The sequence below is a fragment of the Arenibaculum sp. genome, from assembly GCF_035998295.1.
Lineage (GTDB): Bacteria > Pseudomonadota > Alphaproteobacteria > Azospirillales > Azospirillaceae > DASYHS01.
The window spans coordinates 1-17501 of sequence record NZ_DASYHS010000287.1; the positions used below are offsets into that span (position 1 = coordinate 1).

The window sequence follows — 17501 nt, forward strand, 5'->3', positions numbered from 1 at the left end:
GAGGCGAAGCGCAACGGCTCGTCCCTGCCGGTGACGGCGCTCGTCGACCAGTTCTACGGCGACGTCCAGAAGGCCGGCGGCGGACGCTGGGACACCTCCAGCCTGATCACCCGCCTGAAGTGACGCCGCCGGGCCGGCGCCCGCACAAAATACGCGCGTCGACCCAGGGCCGCGACGCGGCCCCGCGCCGCGAGGCGCGAAGCCCAGGCCCGCGGAGCGGGCCGCCCGGCGTATGAGGGCTGTATGAGGGCTGCGCCGATCCCGACCCCGTCGGGATCGGCGCTACGCATATAACTAAGCCGCGATCTGATCGGCGTCGGAGACCAGCGCCCCGAGGCGGCGGATGCCTTCGCGGATGCGCTCGGGCCGGTTGACCGAGAAGCTGAGCCGGATCGTGTTCTTGCCCGACCGGTCGGGGAAGAACGCGGCGCCGGGGACGAAGGCGACCCGCGCCTCTCGGATCGAGCGCTCCAGCAGCGCCGTGCCGTCGAGGCCGTCCGGCAGCTCCACCCATACGAACATGCCGCCTTCGGGTCGGGTCCAGCGCGCCTCGGCCGGGAAATGCTCGCCCAGCGCCGAGAGCATCGCGTCGCGCCGCTCGCGGTAGGCCGGCCGCAGGCGCGCGACATGGGCGTCGAACCCGCCTTCGGCCAGGGTGTGGATCACCATCTGGTTGATGGTGCTCGAATGCAGGTCGGCGGCCTGCTTCATCAGCACGAGGCGCGAGATGATGGATTTCGGGCCGCTGACCCAGCCGACGCGCAGCGCCGGGACGATCGTCTTCGAGAAGGTGCCGGCATGCAGGACGATGCCTCCATCCGCGCGGTCGTCGAGGGACAGCAGCGAGGGCAGGCGTTCGCCGTCGTAGCGCAGCTCCGAATAGGCACCGTCCTCGATCACCGGCACGCCGTGCCGGCGGCACAGGCTCAGCACCTCCAGCCGGCGCTCCAGCGACATCGTGATGCCGTTCGGGTTCTGGAAGTCCGGGACGAGGTAGAGGAACTTCGGTCCCTGCGCCAGCACGTCGGGCAGCAGGTCGGTGCGGATGCCGTGCTCGTCCATCGGCACCGCGAGGTAGCGCGGCTGGTAGGGCGAGAAGGCCTGCAGCGCGCCCAGATATGTCGGCGCCGTGACCGCGACCGCGTCGCCGGGCGCCAGCAGCAGCTTGCCGATGAAATCGAGGCCCTGCTGGGAGCCGCTGGTGATCAGGATCTCGTCCGGCTCCACCTTCGTCCGCGCGCCGATCCACTCGCGCAGCGGCAGGTAGCCTTCGCTGACCGAGTACTGGAGCGCCGCCGCCGCCAGGCTGTTGCCGCGCAGGACGCGCTCGTAGGCGGCGGCGATGCCCTCGCGGGGGAACAGGTCCGGGTCGGGGATGCCGCCCGCGAAGGAGATGATGTCCGGCTGCTCGATCAGCTTCAGCAGCTCGCGGATTTCGGAAGCCGTCATTCCCGCCATGCGGGGGGCCAGCAGGCCGTTCCAGTTCAAGGTCACGGATGAACCCCAGTTTCTGCGCGGCCGGATGCCGCCTTTCTTGCGCAACGTTCTTTTGCTAACCGCGCGCTGAAAGCAACATTAGCAAATGCAAAGCGGCAATGTCATTGCCCTTTTTTCAATGCATGGCTGGATTGCGGAGGAACCGGGCCTCTCGGCCGGACGTTGACCGGCAGCGGGGACGGATATCCGGACCACGGCGGCTCGGCCGATCCGCGCGGAGGCCGACATGGGGTTCTGGTTCTTCCTGCTGCTCGTCCTGGTCGTGGTCGCCGCTCTGCCCTGGTGGCGCCACAGCCGGGAGTGGGGCTACGTGCCGGGCAGCCTGCTCTTCACGCTGCTGCTGGTCTGGCTGGTGATGATATGGATGGGCTGGATCGCCTTCGCCTTGCCGTGGACCGCTCGGATCTGAAGGTTTCCGGCCGGAAGTGCCCGTCGCGCTTGCCGGCGGTTCGATCGCTTCCATTTTCTTGGACACGGCCACGAGCGACCATGAAAGGCAGGACAATGGACCGCACCAGGGTACCGCAGGAAGCCGTCGAGCTGTACGACGAGTACACGCATGCGCCGCTGGGGCGCCGCGTCTTCCTCGACCGCCTCGCGCGCATCGCCGGCGGGACGGCCGCCGCGGCCGCGATGCTGCCGCTGCTGCAGAACGACTATGCGCTGGCGCAGGTCGTCCCGGCGGAGGACCCGCGCCTCGTCGGCGAGACGGTGACCTTCGACGTTCCCGGCGGCACGATGAGCGCCTATGTGGTCAAGCCGGCCGTCGCCGGGGAGCCGCTGCCGGCCGTCGTGGTGATCCACGAGAACCGCGGGCTGAACCCCCATATCCGCGACGTCGCGCGGCGGGCGGCGCTCGCGGGCTATGTCGCGGTCGCGCCCGACTTCCTGTCGCCGGGCAGCGGCGGCACGCCCGAGGACGAGGACCGGGCCCGCGACCTGATCGGCCAGCTCGACCCGGCGCAGACCCTGCAGCAGGCGCTGGCGGTCGTCGCCTATGCCCGCTCGGGCCGCGACGACGTCGCCGGCCCGGTCGGCGTGGTCGGGTTCTGCTGGGGCGGCGGCCTGGCCAACCAGGTCGCGGCGGGCGACCCGGAACTGGGCGCGGCCGTCTCCTTCTACGGCCGCCAGCTCCCGGCCGAGCAGGCGGGCGCCCTGAAGGTGCCCCTGCTGCTGCACTACGCCGCCCTCGACGAGCGGATCAACGCCGGCATCCCCGACTTCGTCTCGGCGCTGACCGCGGCCGGGGTGGGCTACGGCCTGCACATGTACGAGGGCGTCAACCACGCCTTCCACAACGACACCAACGCCGCCCGCTACGACCAGGCCGCCGCCGACCTCGCCTGGGCGCGCACGCTCGACTTCTTCGGCCATCACCTGAAGGGGCGGGACGCCTGACGGTCTCCGGAAAAGAAAACGGCGTCCCGCTTGCGCGGGACGCCGTCCGTTACGTCGATGCGGGGGCCGGTTCAGGCGGCCTTCTGCTCGATCTTGCGGGTGCTGCCGGCACCGGTCTCGATGCGGATCGTGCGGGGCTTCATCGCCTCGGGGATCTCGCGGACCAGTTCGACGTGGAGCAGGCCGTTGACCAGGCTCGCGCCCGACACCTTGATGTGGTCGGCGAGCTGGAAGCGGCGCTCGAACGCGCGGCCGGCGATGCCGCGGTACAGGTACTGGGCGCTCTCTTCGTCCTTCTTGGACTTGCCGGAGATGACCAGGGTATTCTCCTGGGTCGTGAGCTCCAGGTCCTCGGGGGCGAAGCCGGCGACCGCCATCGTGATCCGATAGGCGTCGTCGGAGAGCTTCTCGATGTTGTAGGGCGGGTAGGAGACGGCCGCGTCGTCGGCCTTGAGCGCGGATTCGAGGAGCCGCGTCATGCGGTCGAAGCCGACGGTCGAACGGAACAGCGGCGAAAGGTCATAGCTGCGCATCGCATATCCTCCTTGAGAGCGATATCCCCCCGGAGAACCACCTCGTGGTCGGCGCTCCGGGCGTTTCGGTTCGGCGGACCCGGCATCGGCATCCACCGCGACACGAGATGGGGACACGCCGCGGGGCCTTCAAGAGGGGTCGGATCGGGACCGAAAGGGGAAGGCCGCATGCGAACGCCGCATCGCCGTCCGCGCTTTGGCCCCTGCGGTCCCGGGGCTGTTACAGTGACAGTCCAGTCCGGCCGCCCGAGGGCGGAGTGCAAGCAAAAGGAGAGCCGGTGACGTCCGCGCCCACCTTCTTCAACCGCACCTATGACGAGACGATGGGCCTCCTGCTGGAGGCGCGCAACTACATCGCCTACCAGGAGACCGTCGACCAGCGGCATCTCGACCCGGAGTTGCGCCTGCGGATCAGCTATGAATCCATGCGCGTGACCAGCCGCCTGACCCAGGTGATGGCCTGGCTTCTGGCCCAGAAGGCCGTGCATGCCGGGGAGATGACCGCCCACGAGGCCGCGGGCGAGGATTTCGCCCTCGCGGGGGCCGACATCTGCGCGGACCCGGCGGGCCACGACGACGAGGAATTGCCATCGGGCCTGCGCCGCCTGCTCCAGCGCTCCCACGCGCTCTACATGCGCGTGTCCCGCCTCGAGGAGCAGTTCCGCCGCTCCGTGGCCTAGCGCCCGGTGGCTTGGCCAGGCCGCAACCGCTCCATCAGTGGATGGGTCGGTTTGGCGTGGCCGGAGGCGACACCTTGCTTCTCACCCCCTCCGAAGCTATGTATATCCCATCGGTATATAGCAAGGGGGTGGCTATGACCCGCTCGACCGTTTTCACCAGCAATCGGACCCAGGCGGTCCGGCTGCCCAAGGCCGTTGCCTTTCCTGAGGACGTGCGTCAGGTCGATATTCTCAAGATCGGCCGCAGCCGCGTGATCGTGCCGCAGGGCAAACGGTGGGACGACCTGTTCCTGAACGGGCCGCGCGTCAGCGAGGACTTCATGAGCGGACGCGAGCAGCCGGCGGCGGAAGACCGTGAGTCCTTCTGATGCTCACCTATATGCTCGATACCAATATCTGCATCTACGTGATGAAGACCTATCCGCCCGCCGTCCGCGAGAAGTTCAACGAGTTGGCGGAGCAGCTTTGCATATCGAGCATCACGCTCGGGGAATTGCACTATGGCGCGGAGAAATCGGCGCGACGCGCCGAGAACCTGACGGCCATCGAACATTTCGTGGCGCGGTTGGAGGTTCTGCCGTTCGGGGACAAGGCAGCGGCGCATTACGGGCAGGTCCGGGCCGAACTGGAGCGGGCGGGAACGCCGTGCGGTCCCCATGACATGCAGATCGGCGCGCATGCGCGAAGCGAGGGGCTGATCGTCGTGACCAACAACGCGCGCGAGTTCGCCCGCATGCCGGCCGTGAGGGTCGAGAACTGGCTGTAATCCGCTCTGCCGGCCGGCCTCGAAGGCGTCCGGGGTCTCCAACGCGAAAAAGGGCGCCCCGGGGGCGCCCTATCCGCGTCGAAGTGTCGCCAGCGCCTTACTGCTTGAGCCCGAAGCCCGCGTAGCGCTTGTTGAACTTCGCGATCTGGCCGCCGGTGTCGAGCAGCTTCTGCACGCCCGTCCAGGCCGGATGGGACTTGGAGTCGATGTCCAGGCGAAGCGTGTCGCCGGGCTTGCCCCAGGTGCTCCGGGTCGTGAACGTGCTCCCGTCGGTCATGATGACGGTGATGTCGTGGTAGTCCGGATGGATGTCCTGCTTCATGGCCGCGGTCCTTGCAAAGCGAGCGCGCCTTATAGCGGACGCACCGCGCCGATGCAAGCCTTCAGGCCGCGGCCTCGCCTTGTTGGCGGGCGCCTGCCTTGCTATACCCGGCACGCAGTTTCCCTTCTTCCCGCATCTGGGGTCAAGGCCCGTTGTTCCGCCAGCCGACCGACATCGTGAGCGAAGCCGCCCCGGCCGCCCGGGCGCGCCGGCCCCTCGGGCCGCTGCGCCGTCTGCTGCCGTTCCTGGCGCCCTACCGCGCCCGCATCGCCGGCGCGCTGGTGGCGCTGATGGTGGCCGCGGGCACCGTGCTCGGCCTGGGGACCGGGCTGAGGGTCCTCGTCGACCGCGGCTTCGCGGCCGGCGACCCGGCGCTGCTCGACCGCGCGCTGCTGGTGCTGCTGGTCGTGATGGCGCTGCTCGCCGTCTCGACCTATGCGCGCTTCTATCTCGTCTCCTGGATCGGCGAGCGCGTGGTCGCCGACCTGCGCCGGACGGTGTTCGGCCACGTCGTGTCGCTCAGCCCCGGCTTCTTCGAGAGCATGCGCGCCGGCGACGTGCTGTCGCGCATGATGACGGACACGACGCTCCTGCAGTCGGTCGTCGGCTCGACGGTGTCGATCGCGTTGCGCAACCTGCTCCTGCTGGCCGGCGGGCTCGCGATGCTGCTGGTGACGAGCGCGAAGCTGACCGGCCTCGTGCTGCTGGTCGTCCCGGTCGTCGTCGTCCCGATCGTCGTCTTCGGGCGCAAGGTGCGCCGGCTCAGCCGCGCCAGCCAGGACCGCATCGCCGATGTCGGCTCGGCGGTCGAGGAGGTGCTGGGCGCCATCCGCACGGTCCAGGCCTACACCCGCGAGGAGCAGGAGCGGGACCGCTTCGCGGCAAGGGTCGAGGAGTCCTTCGCCGTCTCGGTCCGCCGCATCGCCACCCGCGCCCTGCTGACGGCGGTCGTGATCGTGCTCGTCTTCGGCGCGGTCGGCACGATCCTGTGGATCGGCGGGCACGACGTCCTGGCCGGCCGGATCAGCGCGGGCGAGCTGTCGGCCTTCGTCTTCTACAGCGTGGTCGTCGCCGGCTCGGTCGGCGCGATCAGCGAGGTCGTGGGCGACCTGCAGCGCGCCGCGGGTGCTACCGAGCGGCTGTTCGAGCTGCTCGACACCGCCCCCGGCATCGCCGCACCGCCCGCCCCGGCGGCGCTGCCGGTGCCGCCCTCCGGCGCCCTCGCGTTCCGCGACGTGCGGTTCCACTATCCGTCCCGGCCCGACGCCGCCGCCCTCGAAGGCTTCTCCCTGGAGGTCGCGCCCGGCGAGACGGTGGCCCTGGTCGGGCCTTCGGGGGCCGGGAAGACGACGGTCTTCCAGCTCCTGCTGCGCTTCTACGACCCGCTGTCCGGCAGCGTCCTGCTCGACGGCGTCGACCTTCGCTCGGCCGACCCGGCCGACGTCAGGGCGCGCATCGGCCTCGTGCCCCAGGACCCGGTGCTGTTCTCCGCCAGTGCTGCGGAGAACATCCGCTACGGCCGCCCGGACGCCAGCGACGCCGAGGTGCGCCGCGCCGCCGAGGCGGCCCATGCGCTCGACTTCCTGGAGGCGCTCCCGGCGGGCCTCGACAGCCATCTCGGCGAGAAGGGCGTGCGCCTGTCCGGCGGCCAGCGCCAGCGCGTCGCGATCGCGCGCGCGATCCTGCGCGATCCGCCGCTCCTGCTGCTCGACGAGGCGACGAGCGCGCTCGATGCCGAGAGCGAGCGCGCCGTCCAGGCCGCGCTCGAGGGCTTGAAGAAGGGCCGGACCACGCTCATCATTGCCCATCGGCTGGCGACGGTGCAGAACGCCGACCGGATCGTGGTGATGGAGCGGGGCAGGGTGGTCGCGAGCGGCCGGCATGCCGAGCTGATCCGCCAGGGGGGCCTCTACGCGCGGCTGGCCTCCCTACAGTTCGACGCGGCGGGCCAGTTCGACGCGGCGGGATCATGAGGAGGACGGGATGACTGGTGACGGACCCAGGATTTCGCGGCCGGGCGGCCTCTCCGTCCGCCCCGACGCGCAGGCGCCGGCCCGGCGCGCGCCCGAGCCCCCGCCCGGGAGGAGCGCGCCGCGCGGCATGCGCATCCCGACCCTGCGCCAGCTCGCCGGCCTCCTCGTCGACGGCGTGCTGACCCTGCCGTCCAACTATCGCCGCGGAAGCTACCTCGACCTGCTGGTCTGAGCCCGAACGTTAAGCCTCTTCCTGCGGGAGAGGGAGGGGCCCGCCGCGTAAAGCGGCGGGAGGGTGAGGGGGTACGCCCTCTCCGTTACTGAATCACCCCATCCCCTCATCCTTCCCATGCTTGCGCATGGGCCCCTTCCTTCTCCCCAGGGGAGAAGGAATGTTTCCGCATATCCTGGCGACGGCCATCTGAAACTCCCTCCCGCGCAAGAGGGGCACTTCCCCCCGCTGCCCCAGCCGCAACGAACGCCGGATTGCTTTTGCCGTATCCCCATGACAGGCTTTTTGTCAGCGGATGTACTCGGGCGGCCGATCGCCGCCCGCGATGCCGGCCGGCCCAGAAGAACACGATCGACCGCTAGGGTCGGCACAGAAATGGGAGGAACGCTCTTCATGAAGACTGTCGTATGTGCTCTTTCCGGGGTCGTCCTGGCGGCGGCGATCGCCTTGCCGGCGGCTGCGCAGAACGGGACCGTCGGCGTCAGCTGGTCCAACTTCCAGGAGGAACGCTGGAAGACCGACGAGGCGGCGATCCAGGCCCGGCTGCAGGAGCTTGGCTACGACTACATCGGCGCCGACGCGCAGAGCTCGGCCGCCAAGCAGCTCTCCGACATCGAATCGCTGCTGGCCAGGGGCGCCGACGCCCTCATCGTGCTGGCCCAGGACGCCGAGGCGATCAAGCCCGCGGTCGAGCAGGCGGCGGCGGCCGGCGTCCCCGTGGTCGGCTACGACCGGCTGATCGAGGTGCCGGACGTGTTCTACCTGACCTTCGACAACAAGGAGGTCGGGCGCATGCAGGCCCAGGCGGTCTACGACGTGCAGCCCGAGGGCAACTACGTCTTCATCAAGGGCTCGCCCCAGGACCCGAACGCGGACTTCCTGTTCTCCGGCCAGATGGAGGTGCTCAAGCCCGCCATCGACAAGGGCGACATCAAGGTCGTGGGCGAGCAGTACACGGACGGCTGGCTGCCCGCCAACGCCCAGCGGAACATGGAGCAGATCCTGACCGCCACCAACAACGACGTCGACGCGGTGGTCGCCTCCAACGACGGCACGGCCGGCGGCGCGATCGCGGCGCTGACCGCGCAGGGCATGGCGGGCATCCCGGTCTCGGGCCAGGACGCCGACCACGCCGCCCTCAACCGCATCGCCCGCGGCCTCCAGACCGTCAGCGTCTGGAAGGACTCGCGCGAGCTCGGCAAGGCGGCGGCGGACATCGCCGTGCAGCTCGCCGAGGGCAAGGCGCTCGACGCGGTCGAAGGGGCGCAGAAGTTCGCCGGCGGTCCCAACCAGGTCGAGCTGGACGCGATCCTGCTGAAGCCCGTCCCGATCACGCGCGACAATCTGGACACCGTGATCGAGGCCGGCTGGGTCCCGAAGGAGACCGTCTGCCAGGGCGTGAGCGAGAACCCGCCCGCCGCCTGCCGGTAGAGGCTGCGTGTCAGTGACCGGCAACGGCCGCCGCCCCCGCCGGGAGCGGGGGCGGCGGAGCAGGAGGCGACGGCCATGACGGCGACCACTCCAGCCTCGGCGACGCGGCCCGACGGGCAAGGCGTCGTCCAGACCCTCGGCGTCGACACCCGCATGCTCGCCATGATCGGGGCGCTGGGCGCGATCTGGATCGTCTTCGACCTCGTCACCGGCGGGCTGTTCCTGACGCCGCGCAACCTGTGGAACCTCGCGGTCCAGACCGCCTCCGTCGCGACCATGGCGACCGGCATGGTGCTGGTGATCGTGTCGCGCAACATCGACCTCTCGGTCGGGTCGCTGCTCGGCCTGGTCGGGATGACGATCGCGGTCCTCCAGACGCGGGTGTTCCCGGTCGACGCCGCCTGGGGCTGGATGGCGGCGCTGCTGGGCGGCGCGCTCCTCGCCGGCTGCATCGGCGCGATGCAGGGCTGGTGGGTCGCCTATCGCGGCGTGCCGGCCTTCATCGTGACGCTGGCCGGGCTGCTGATCTATCGCGGGCTGGCGTGGTGGATGACCAGCGGCCAGACGGTCGCGCCGCTGAACCCGACCTTCGAGCTGATCGGCGGCGGGCTCGACGGCTCGATCGGCGCGTTCTGGTCCTGGGCGCTCGGCGTCGCGGCCGTCGTGGCCCTGTGCGTGCGCAGCGTCCTGGCCCGGCGGCGGCGCGCGGGGTTCGGCTTCCCGGTGCGCCCGCTCTGGGCCGAGCTGACGGTGCTGGCGGCACAGGTGGTCCCGGTGATCGCCTTCGTGATGGTGATGAACGCCTATCTGCAGCCGCGCACGGACGTACCGATGGGCATCCCGATCCCGGTGCTGATCGTGATCGCGGTGACGCTCGTCATGACCTTCGTCGCGACCCGCACCCGCTTCGGGCGCTACGTCTACGCGATCGGCGGCAACCCGGAGGCGGCCGAGCTGTCCGGCATCAACGTGCGGCGCATCATCGTCTGGGTGTTCGTCCTGATGGGCGTGCTGGTGTCGATCGGCGCCGCGATCGCGACCGCCCGCCTCAAGGCCGGGCTGAACGCGACCGGCGAGCTGGACGAGCTTCGGGTCATCGCCGCCGCCGTGATCGGCGGGACGTCGCTCGCGGGCGGCGTCGGGACCATCTTCGGCGCCGTCCTGGGCGCCCTGACGATGCAGAGCCTCCAGTCCGGCATGGTGCTGCTCGGCCTGCCGAGCCCGATGCAGAACGTCGTGATCGGGCTGGTGCTGGTCGCGGCCGTGTGGCTGGACCAGTCCTACCGCCGCGGGAGGCTGTGACATGACCGCAACCGGCACCCCGCTGGTGGAGATGCGCGACATCTCGATCCGCTTCGGCGGCGTGCGCGCCGTCGACGAGGTCTCGATCGACCTGCATCCGGGCGAGGTGGTCGGCCTGCTCGGGCACAACGGCGCCGGCAAGTCGACGCTGATCAAGATTCTCTCGGGCGCCTACCGGGCCGATTCCGGCGAGATCCGCGTCAACGGGGAGCCGGCGGACATCCGCAGCCCGCGCGACGCCAAGCGTTACGGCATCGAGACGATCTACCAGACGCTGGCGCTGGCCGAGAACATCGACGCGGCCGGCAACCTGTTCCTCGGCCGCGAGCTGATGACGGCGTGGGGCACGCTGGACGACCAGCGGATGGAGGCCGAGACCCGCAAGGTGATGCAGCGCCTCAACCCGAACTTCAGGAATCTGGGCACGCCCGTGCGCTCGCTGTCGGGCGGGCAGCGCCAGTCGGTCGCCATCGCGCGCGCCATCTACTTCAATGCCCGCATCCTGATCATGGACGAGCCGACGGCGGCGCTGGGCCCGGCCGAGACCCGCATGGTCGCGGAGCTGGTGACGCAGCTCAAGGCCGAGGGGATCGGCATCTTCCTGATCAGCCACGACATCCACGACGTCTACGACCTGGCCGACCGCTGCGCGGTGATGAAGAACGGCAAGCTCGTCGGCACGGTGCGGACCCGCGACGTCACCAAGGACGACATCCTGGGCATGATCATCCTGGGCAAGCATCCCATCACCGGCGCCACCGTCTATTGAACCGTCTACCGAGGTGAAATCGCCGGCCGGCCAGCGGTATGGTGGACCCTTCCGCACGCAGCCTTGTTCCCATCACGGCGGGAAGGCGGTGCTGTCGGCCGCCGGCCCGTGCCCGTACGGTACGGCGCGCCCGCCACGCCGCCGGCGGCACCCCTCAGCCTCGCGAGAGTTCGGTTGCAGCACGTAGTCAGACCCGAGCCGACACCGAGGCGCCGCGGCGATGCGGCCCTCGATTTCCTGACCGGCGGCGGCGAGATGGGCGCGCTGATGCGCTCCCACGACTGGACCCGGTCGCCCCTCGGCCTGCCGGAGCGCTGGCCCCAGTCCCTGCGCTCGATCGTCGGCCTGCTGCTCAACTCCAAGTTCCCGATGTTCCTGGTCTGGGGGCCGGAGCTGGCCTTCCTCTACAACGACGGCTACCGCCCGATCTTCGGGGGCAAGCACCCGGCGGCCTTGGGACGGCCCTTCGCGCAGGTGTGGTCGGAGATATGGGACGACATCCGCCCGCTCGTCGACCGCGCGCTCGCGGGCGAGGCGACCTTCCACGAGAACCTGCCCCTGACCATGACGCGCAACGGCTACCCGGAGGAGGTCTACTTCACCTTCTCCTACAGCCCCGTGCGCGACGAGGCCGGCGGCGTGGCGGGCATGTTCTGCGCCTGCACGGAAACCACGGAGAAGGTCCTGGCGGAGCGCCAGCTTCGCGCGACCGAGGCCGAGCTGCGCAAGGCCAACAATGCCCTGGAGGTCGAGCGGGAGCTGGTGAAGGAAGCCAACACCCGGCTCTCGGACGAGGGCGACAGGCTACGCGACCTGTTCCGGCAGGCGCCCGGCTTCATGGCCGTCCTGCGCGGCCCCGACCATGTCTTCGAGCTCGTGAACGACGCCTTCTTCCAGCTCGTCGGTCACCGCGAGATCGAGGGCAGGGTGGTGCGCGAGGCCCTGCCCGAGCTGGAGGGCCAGGGCTTCTTCGAGCTGCTGGACAGGGTCTATGCGACCGACGAGCCCTTCGTCGGCGAGAGCATGCGCATCGAGTTCCAGCGGCGTCCCGGCGCGGCCCCGGAGGAACGCTTCGTCGACTTCGTCTACCAGCCGATCCGGGGCGCGGACGGGCAGGTCGTCGGCATCTTCGTCGAGGGCAGCGACGTCAGCCAGGCCAAGCGGGCGAAGGACGAGCTGCAGCGCCTCAACGAGACCTTGGAGGAACGCGTCGCCGCCCGCACCGTCGAGCGCGAACGGGCGGAGGCGGAGCTGCGCCACGCCCAGAAGATGGAGGCGGTCGGCCAGCTCACCGGCGGGGTCGCGCACGACTTCAACAACCTGCTCCAGGCGCTGACCGGCTGCCTCCAGATGATCGAGCGGCGCGCGCCGACGCCGCAGGTCCAGCCGCTGGTGGAGGCGGGGCAGCAGGCGATCGACCGCGGTGCCCGGCTGGTGCAGCAGCTGATGGCCTTCGCGCGCCGGCAGAACCTGCAGCCCGAGGCGGTCGACGTGCGCGACCGCATCCTGGGCATGTCCGAGCTGCTGGCCCGCGCGCTGCGGGCCGACATCTCCGTGGAGACCATGTCCGACCCGGAGCTGTGGCCCGTCGAGGTGGACCCGACCCAGCTCGAGCTGGCGATCATCAACCTGGCCGTCAACGCGCGCGATGCGATGCCGGGGGGCGGCCGGCTGCGCATCGAGACGCGCAACGTCCCGGGCTCGGGCCACGCCGGCGGCCCAGGTGCCGGCGACCCGGGTGCCGGCGACATGGTGCGCATCGGGATCTCGGACACCGGCTCGGGCATGGAGCCCGAGATCCTGGCCCGGGTCTTCGAGCCGTTCTTCACCACCAAGGAGGTCGGCAAGGGCTCCGGTCTCGGCCTGGCCCAGGTCTACGGCTTCGCGCGCCAGTCCGGCGGAAGGGTGGAGATCGACAGCGAGCCCGGCAGGGGGACGCGGGTGAACCTGTTCCTGCCGCGCACCGCGAAGCCCCTGGCCCATGCCGCGCCGCCGGGCCGTCCGGCCGAGGGGGCGACGCGGGACCTCCGGGTGCTCCTCGTGGAGGACGATCCCATCGTCGGCAACATGGTCGCGGCCGCGCTCGAGGACGTGGGCTACCGCGTCGTCAGGACCGCGCAGGCGACGGAGGCGCTGGCGGTCCTGTCGTCGGGCGGGCGCGTGGACCTGCTGTTCAGCGACATCGTGATGCCCGGCGAGATGAGCGGCCTGGACCTCGCGAACGAGGCGCGCCGGCGGCGGCCCGGCCTGCCGGTCGTGCTGACGACGGGCTACAGCGAGGAGGTGGCCCGCGCCGAAGGGGTGCGCGTGCTGCGCAAGCCCTACCGGATCGCGGCGCTGGTGGAGATCCTGGAGGCCGCGCTGCGCGCGTGAGGCTGCCATACCGCCGTCAGTCCGTCGCTCCCGCCGCGATCAGCCGGGACAGCTCCGGGGCCGACAGTGGCAGCTGGGCTGCCCGGCAGCGCGCCGTGCGCGCCGCGTGGCGCAGCGCGGGGCTGATCCGGTCGGCCACCAGGACGGCCGGCAGGGCCGCGCCGAAGCGTGCCCGCGCATGGGCCACCGCTTCGGTCCCGAAGCTCCCGCCGTCCAGCGCGCGTCCGGCCACGACCAGCAGCGGCGCCTCGCGCATCCGCCCGAGCACTCCGGACAGCTCGCCCAGGTTCCCGGCTTCGACCGCCTCCAGGCCGAGCTGGGCCAGCGCCGGCAGCACGCGCCCGCGCAGGGGCTCGCCGCCGACCATCAGGACCGCGCGGTGGCGCCGCTCCAGCCTCGGCAGCATCGGTTCGCCGGTCCATTCCGGCGTGGCGAGCGGCACCGTGACCGAGAAGACCGAGCCCGAGCCGGGGACGGAGCGCAGGCCGACCCGGTGGTCTAGCAGGGCCGCCAGCCGCATCACGATGGCGAGGCCCAGGCCGAAGCCGCCGGCCTCGCGGGACGCCTCGGCGCCGAGCCGCTGGAACTCCGTGAAGACGGTCTCCCGGTCGGCCTCGGGGATGCCGGGACCGGTGTCGGCGACCTGGATCTCGACCGCTCCGGGCCGGCGCCGGCAGCCGAGCACGACCCCGCCCGTCTCGGTGTAGGCTATGGCGTTGGACAGCAGGTTGCGCAGGATGCGGGCCAGCAGATGCGCGTCGCTCGCGACGGTGACGGAGGTCGCGACCACGCGCAGCCGCAGGCCCTTCGCCTCTGCCCGGGGCGCGAACTCGGCCGCCAGCTCCGCCAGCAGGTCGCCGAGCTTGACGGGGCCGGGGCGGGGATGCTCGGTCATCGCCTCGATCTGCGACAGCGTCAGCAGCTCGCCGACGATGCGCTCGATCGCCTGGAGCGCGCGTCCCGCGGCGGCCGCGGCGTCGCCGGCCCGCTGGTCCCGCCCGAGCCGGCGCCTCAGCACCTCCAGGAACAGGGCCGCGGCCTGCAGCGGCTGGCGCAGGTCGTGGCATGCCGACGCGAGAAGGCGGGCCTTGGCGACCACCGCCGCCTTCAGCGCGTCGCGCATCTGCGTCTGGGCGGTCACGTCGCCCGCGACCATGAACAGGTAGGGCAGGCCGCTGGGGCTGTCCTCGGCCACGAAGCGCCGGGCGAGCAGATGGCGGGTTCCGCCCGCGGCCGGCAGCTCCTCCTCCGAGTCCGAGAAGCGGGGGATGCGCGGCACGCCTTCCTCCCGGCTGCGGAGCAGCTCGGCCAGCGGGGGCGGCAGCAGCTCGGCGTCGGTCCGGCCGACCAGCAGGTCCCGTTCCAGGCCGAGCATTTCCGCCCAGGTCCGGCTCGCGGCGACGTATCGGCCAAGCTCGTCCTTGATGTGGAACAGCAGCGGCGCGTCTTCGAGGAGCGTGCCCAGCAGCCGGGCGACCAGGGGGTCGTCCGCTCGCCGGGGTTCCTGAACGGACATGCCGGAATCCTGTGATGGCTTCGGACACACCGATCATCGGGGCGGCACGGGGGCGCGACAATCGTGTCATCGGGTATGCGCGATGGCTTGTCGGCTAGCCTCTGCCCGGAAGGGGATACCGTTCCCGGCCCCGCGCCGGCCGGGACCTATCCCGAACCGCAGATGCCGTGCATACGCTCGTGCGGCATCATCTCACCTCCCGGGCGGGGCAGGCGCCCTCCAATGCGCGTCCCGGCTCCAGCCCCTCGACCGCCGCCAGCAGGGCGCGCGCGACCGTCTCGTCCGGCGATGCCGGAAGCTGGCAGCCGACGGTCCGCGTCAGCCCCAAATCCTCGATCGGGACCATGGCGACCGCGGCGCCGCTTTCGGCGACCAGGCTCTCGGGTGCGATCGTCACCCCGAGGCCGGCCGCCACGAGGTCGAGCGCGCGGCGCTCCTGGCCCGTGCGCAGGACGACCCGCAGCCGGATGCCGCGCGCGGCCAGCACCTCCCACGCCTCCCGGCCGCGTTCGCAGTGCTCGCGCAGCACGAAGGGCTCGTCCTCCAGGTCGCCGAGCCGGACCTGCGGGGCGGCCGCCAGCCGGTGCCGCTCGGCGCAGACCAGCGCCAGCCGGTCCTGGAACAGCGGCGTCCAGCCGTCCCCCCCGGCCATGTCGGATATCGTGAGCGCCGCCTCGATCCGGCCGTTGGACAGCCAGGACAGCAGCGTGCGCCCGTCCGCCTCGCGCAGCGCCAGGTCGAGGCCGGGCGCGACCTCGGCGAAGCGCCGCGCGAACCCGGCGACCAGCGCGGTCCCGATCGTCGGCAGCACGCCGACGGCGACGGGTGCACGCTGCGATCCGCGCTTGAACTCCGCCTTCGCCGCCTCGCTCTCGCCGAGGATGCCGAGAGCGCGGCGATGGAAGCGCGCGCCCCGCGGCGTCAGGCGCACATTGGCGCGGCGGCGTTCCAGCAGCGGGCCGCCGAGCTCCGCCTCCAGGGCGGCCAGGCCCGCCGAAAGTGCGGGCTGCGACACGTTGAGCCGCTGCGCGGCACCGGTCACGCTTCCGGTCTCCACGACGGCGGCGAGATAGCGCAACTGCTGGAGCTTCATCGGCGGTCCCCGGTTCGCGTCACAGCCATAAGGAAAATCTGTATTTGCTATTATGTAAATCGATTTTTCCTATGGCGGGCTTCGCTCTACGATCGGGGTGCCGGATGGGTGGGGCGAGCAGGCAAAGGAGGGAACGAATGACCGAGCGGCATCCCGGCTACCGGGACGATTGCATCTTCTGCAGGATCGCGGCGGGCGAGGTCCCCTGCTTCAAGCTCTACGAGGACGATCGCGTGGTGGCGTTCCTCGACATCAACCCCGTCAATCCCGGCCATGCCCTGGTCGTCACGAAGCGCCATTTCGCCGACCTGATGGAGACGCCGGACGCCGCCCTCCAGGCGGTGATGCCGGTCGTGCGCCGGGTCGCGCGCGCGGTGCGGCGCGAGTTGGAGCCCGACGGCATCAACCTGCACCAGGCGAACGGCCCTGGCGCCGCGCAGTCGGTCTTCCACTTCCACGTCCACGTCGTTCCCCGCCGCATGGACGACGGGCTGGCCATGAACTGGGCGCTGAAGCCCGGCGACCGGGCGGAGCTCGCCTCGCTCGCCGCCAGGCTCGCGGCGGCGCTGGCCTCGGGGGACGCATGAGCCTCGCCATGCCCGCCCCCGCGGAGCGGAGGCACACCCGCCGGAACGTGGTCGTGAGCGGCCGGCGGACCAGCATACGCATGGAGCGGCTGTTCTGGACCTGCCTGGAGGAGATGTGCCTCGAGCGGGGCGTCGGGATCGCCGACGTGCTGACGGAGATCGACCGCCGCCGGGGCAACCTGAGCCTGACCGCGGCCGTGCGGCTGCACGTGGTGGCGGCCTATCACCGCCGGCTCGTGCCCGCCGACGGGGAGCGCCGGGCGTCATGACGGCCGTCCTCTACGAGAAGCGCGACCGGATCGCCTATGTCACGCTCGACCGTCCCGGCCAGCTGAACGCGCTGGACGACGCGATGAACCGGGAGCTGTGGGAGGTCTGGCGCGACTTCGCCAGCGACGACGGCGTGGACGTCGCGATCCTGACCGGGGCCGGGCGGGCGTTCTGTGCCGGCGCGGACCTGAAGACCTTCATCCCGAAATGGGAGGGGGCGGACATGGCCGCTCCCCGGCGCAACCTCGCGCACGGCATCGGCGGCGGGCTGACGCGCGGGCAGCACCGCATCGACAAGCCCGTGATCGCGGCCGTGAACGGCCACGCCATCGGCGGCGGCTTCGAGCTGGCGCTCGCCTGCGACATCCGCATCGCCTCCGAGGAGGCGAGGTTCGGCGTCTTCGAGGTCAGGTACGGGCTCCACCAGGGCGACGGCGGCCTGGTCCGCCTGGTCGCCGTCGCCGGCATCGGCGTCGCCCTGGACCTGACCCTGACCGGGCGCGAGATCACGGCCGCGGAAGCGAAGGAGCTGCGGCTGGTGAGCCGCGTGGTCCCTCCCGGCGAGCTGATGCCGGCCGCCGAGGCTACCGCCCGCATGATCCTGGCCAACGGCCGCGCCGCCGTCCGCTCGGCGAAGGAGACGGTGCTGGAACTGATCGGCCGGCCCCTCGACGACGCGCTGCGGCTGGAAGCCCTCTACGGCTATTCCAGCCTCGGCGACTTCGCCGACGCCGGCGCCCGCCTGGAGACGTTCCGGCA

General features: G+C 71.1%; 19 protein-coding genes. 14 read left to right on the forward strand and 5 right to left on the reverse strand.

Features of this window, described 5'->3' with window-relative positions; translation table 11 throughout:
• Positions 1 to 294: 294 nt before the first annotated feature.
• Entirely contained in the window at positions 295 to 1494 is a 1200-nt protein-coding gene (locus tag VGO20_RS27405) for an aminotransferase-like domain-containing protein (RefSeq protein WP_327505595.1), read from the reverse strand.
• A 229-nt stretch (positions 1495 to 1723) separates the two neighbouring features.
• Between VGO20_RS27405 and VGO20_RS27410 the strand changes: the two genes are divergently transcribed.
• The gene (locus tag VGO20_RS27410) at positions 1724 to 1906 is read left to right on the forward strand and encodes a DUF3309 family protein (RefSeq protein ID WP_327505596.1); all 183 of its coding nucleotides are present in this window, start codon (positions 1724 to 1726) and stop codon (positions 1904 to 1906) included.
• Positions 1907 to 1986: 80 nt separating this feature from the next.
• On the forward strand, positions 1987 to 2895 hold the full coding sequence (locus tag VGO20_RS27415) for a dienelactone hydrolase family protein (RefSeq protein ID WP_327505597.1): 909 nt from the start codon (positions 1987 to 1989) through the stop codon (positions 2893 to 2895).
• 71 nt (positions 2896 to 2966) lie between these two features.
• On the opposite strand, the gene VGO20_RS27420 is transcribed toward VGO20_RS27415, so the two are convergent.
• The gene (locus VGO20_RS27420) at positions 2967 to 3428 is read right to left on the reverse strand and encodes an Hsp20 family protein (protein WP_327505598.1); all 462 of its coding nucleotides are present in this window, start codon (positions 3426 to 3428) and stop codon (positions 2967 to 2969) included.
• 278 nt (positions 3429 to 3706) lie between these two features.
• Here VGO20_RS27420 and VGO20_RS27425 point away from each other — a divergent pair, with 278 nt between their 5' ends.
• The 3 genes from VGO20_RS27425 (at position 3707) to vapC (ending at position 4874) form a co-directional block, all read left to right on the forward strand.
• On the forward strand, positions 3707 to 4108 hold the full coding sequence (locus VGO20_RS27425; protein ID WP_327505599.1) for a DUF1465 family protein: 402 nt from the start codon (positions 3707 to 3709) through the stop codon (positions 4106 to 4108).
• A 134-nt stretch (positions 4109 to 4242) separates the two neighbouring features.
• Entirely contained in the window at positions 4243 to 4476 is a 234-nt protein-coding gene (gene vapB / locus VGO20_RS27430) for a type II toxin-antitoxin system VapB family antitoxin (protein ID WP_327505600.1), read from the forward strand.
• Positions 4476 to 4874: a type II toxin-antitoxin system tRNA(fMet)-specific endonuclease VapC gene (vapC, locus tag VGO20_RS27435; protein WP_327505601.1), complete on the forward strand. Its 399-nt coding sequence runs from the start codon at positions 4476 to 4478 to the stop codon at positions 4872 to 4874. Before vapB ends, vapC begins: the two co-directional genes overlap by 1 nt.
• A gap of 97 nt (positions 4875 to 4971) precedes the next feature.
• Here the strand turns inward: vapC and rpmE are convergent, their stop codons facing one another.
• The gene (gene rpmE, locus VGO20_RS27440) at positions 4972 to 5196 is read right to left on the reverse strand and encodes a 50S ribosomal protein L31 (RefSeq protein WP_327505602.1); all 225 of its coding nucleotides are present in this window, start codon (positions 5194 to 5196) and stop codon (positions 4972 to 4974) included.
• A 176-nt stretch (positions 5197 to 5372) separates the two neighbouring features.
• Between rpmE and VGO20_RS27445 the strand changes: the two genes are divergently transcribed.
• The 6 genes from VGO20_RS27445 to VGO20_RS27470 all read left to right on the forward strand — a co-directional run bounded on the left by VGO20_RS27445 (position 5373) and on the right by VGO20_RS27470 (position 13276).
• Positions 5373 to 7169 carry an ABC transporter transmembrane domain-containing protein gene (locus VGO20_RS27445; protein ID WP_327505603.1) on the forward strand — a complete coding sequence of 599 codons (1797 nt, stop codon included), beginning with the start codon at positions 5373 to 5375 and terminating at the stop codon, positions 7167 to 7169.
• Positions 7170 to 7179: 10 nt separating this feature from the next.
• Positions 7180 to 7401, forward strand: a complete 222-nt coding sequence (locus tag VGO20_RS27450) for a hypothetical protein (protein ID WP_327505604.1) — start codon at positions 7180 to 7182, stop codon at positions 7399 to 7401.
• 393 nt (positions 7402 to 7794) lie between these two features.
• Positions 7795 to 8832, forward strand: coding sequence for a D-xylose ABC transporter substrate-binding protein (gene xylF, locus VGO20_RS27455; protein ID WP_327505605.1), 1038 nt, complete (start codon positions 7795 to 7797; stop codon positions 8830 to 8832).
• A gap of 75 nt (positions 8833 to 8907) precedes the next feature.
• A complete protein-coding gene (locus tag VGO20_RS27460; RefSeq protein WP_327505606.1) occupies positions 8908 to 10134 on the forward strand; it encodes a sugar ABC transporter permease in 1227 nt (408 codons plus the stop codon).
• Between the two features lies 1 nt (position 10135).
• Positions 10136 to 10903, forward strand: a complete 768-nt coding sequence (locus VGO20_RS27465) for an ATP-binding cassette domain-containing protein (protein WP_327505607.1) — start codon at positions 10136 to 10138, stop codon at positions 10901 to 10903.
• Between the two features lie 174 nt (positions 10904 to 11077).
• A complete protein-coding gene (locus tag VGO20_RS27470; protein WP_327505608.1) occupies positions 11078 to 13276 on the forward strand; it encodes a hybrid sensor histidine kinase/response regulator in 2199 nt (732 codons plus the stop codon).
• A 16-nt stretch (positions 13277 to 13292) separates the two neighbouring features.
• Here the strand turns inward: VGO20_RS27470 and VGO20_RS27475 are convergent, their stop codons facing one another.
• Complete coding sequence (locus tag VGO20_RS27475) at positions 13293 to 14792, reverse strand: PAS domain-containing sensor histidine kinase (RefSeq protein WP_327505609.1); 1500 nt, start codon at positions 14790 to 14792, stop codon at positions 13293 to 13295.
• A 187-nt stretch (positions 14793 to 14979) separates the two neighbouring features.
• Positions 14980 to 15885 (reverse strand): LysR family transcriptional regulator, encoded by a 906-nt coding sequence (locus VGO20_RS27480; RefSeq protein WP_327505610.1) that lies wholly within the window; start codon positions 15883 to 15885, stop codon positions 14980 to 14982.
• A 137-nt stretch (positions 15886 to 16022) separates the two neighbouring features.
• On the opposite strand from VGO20_RS27480, the gene VGO20_RS27485 reads away from it, so the two are divergent.
• The 3 genes from VGO20_RS27485 to VGO20_RS27495 form a co-directional block, all read left to right on the forward strand.
• On the forward strand, positions 16023 to 16472 hold the full coding sequence (locus VGO20_RS27485; RefSeq protein ID WP_327505611.1) for an HIT family protein: 450 nt from the start codon (positions 16023 to 16025) through the stop codon (positions 16470 to 16472).
• A gap of 8 nt (positions 16473 to 16480) precedes the next feature.
• Complete coding sequence (locus VGO20_RS27490) at positions 16481 to 16741, forward strand: ribbon-helix-helix domain-containing protein (protein ID WP_327505612.1); 261 nt, start codon at positions 16481 to 16483, stop codon at positions 16739 to 16741.
• On the forward strand, positions 16738 to 17501 hold a 764-nt coding region (locus tag VGO20_RS27495; RefSeq protein WP_327505613.1), incomplete at its 3' end, for an enoyl-CoA hydratase/isomerase family protein. The genes VGO20_RS27490 and VGO20_RS27495, both read left to right, overlap by 4 nt.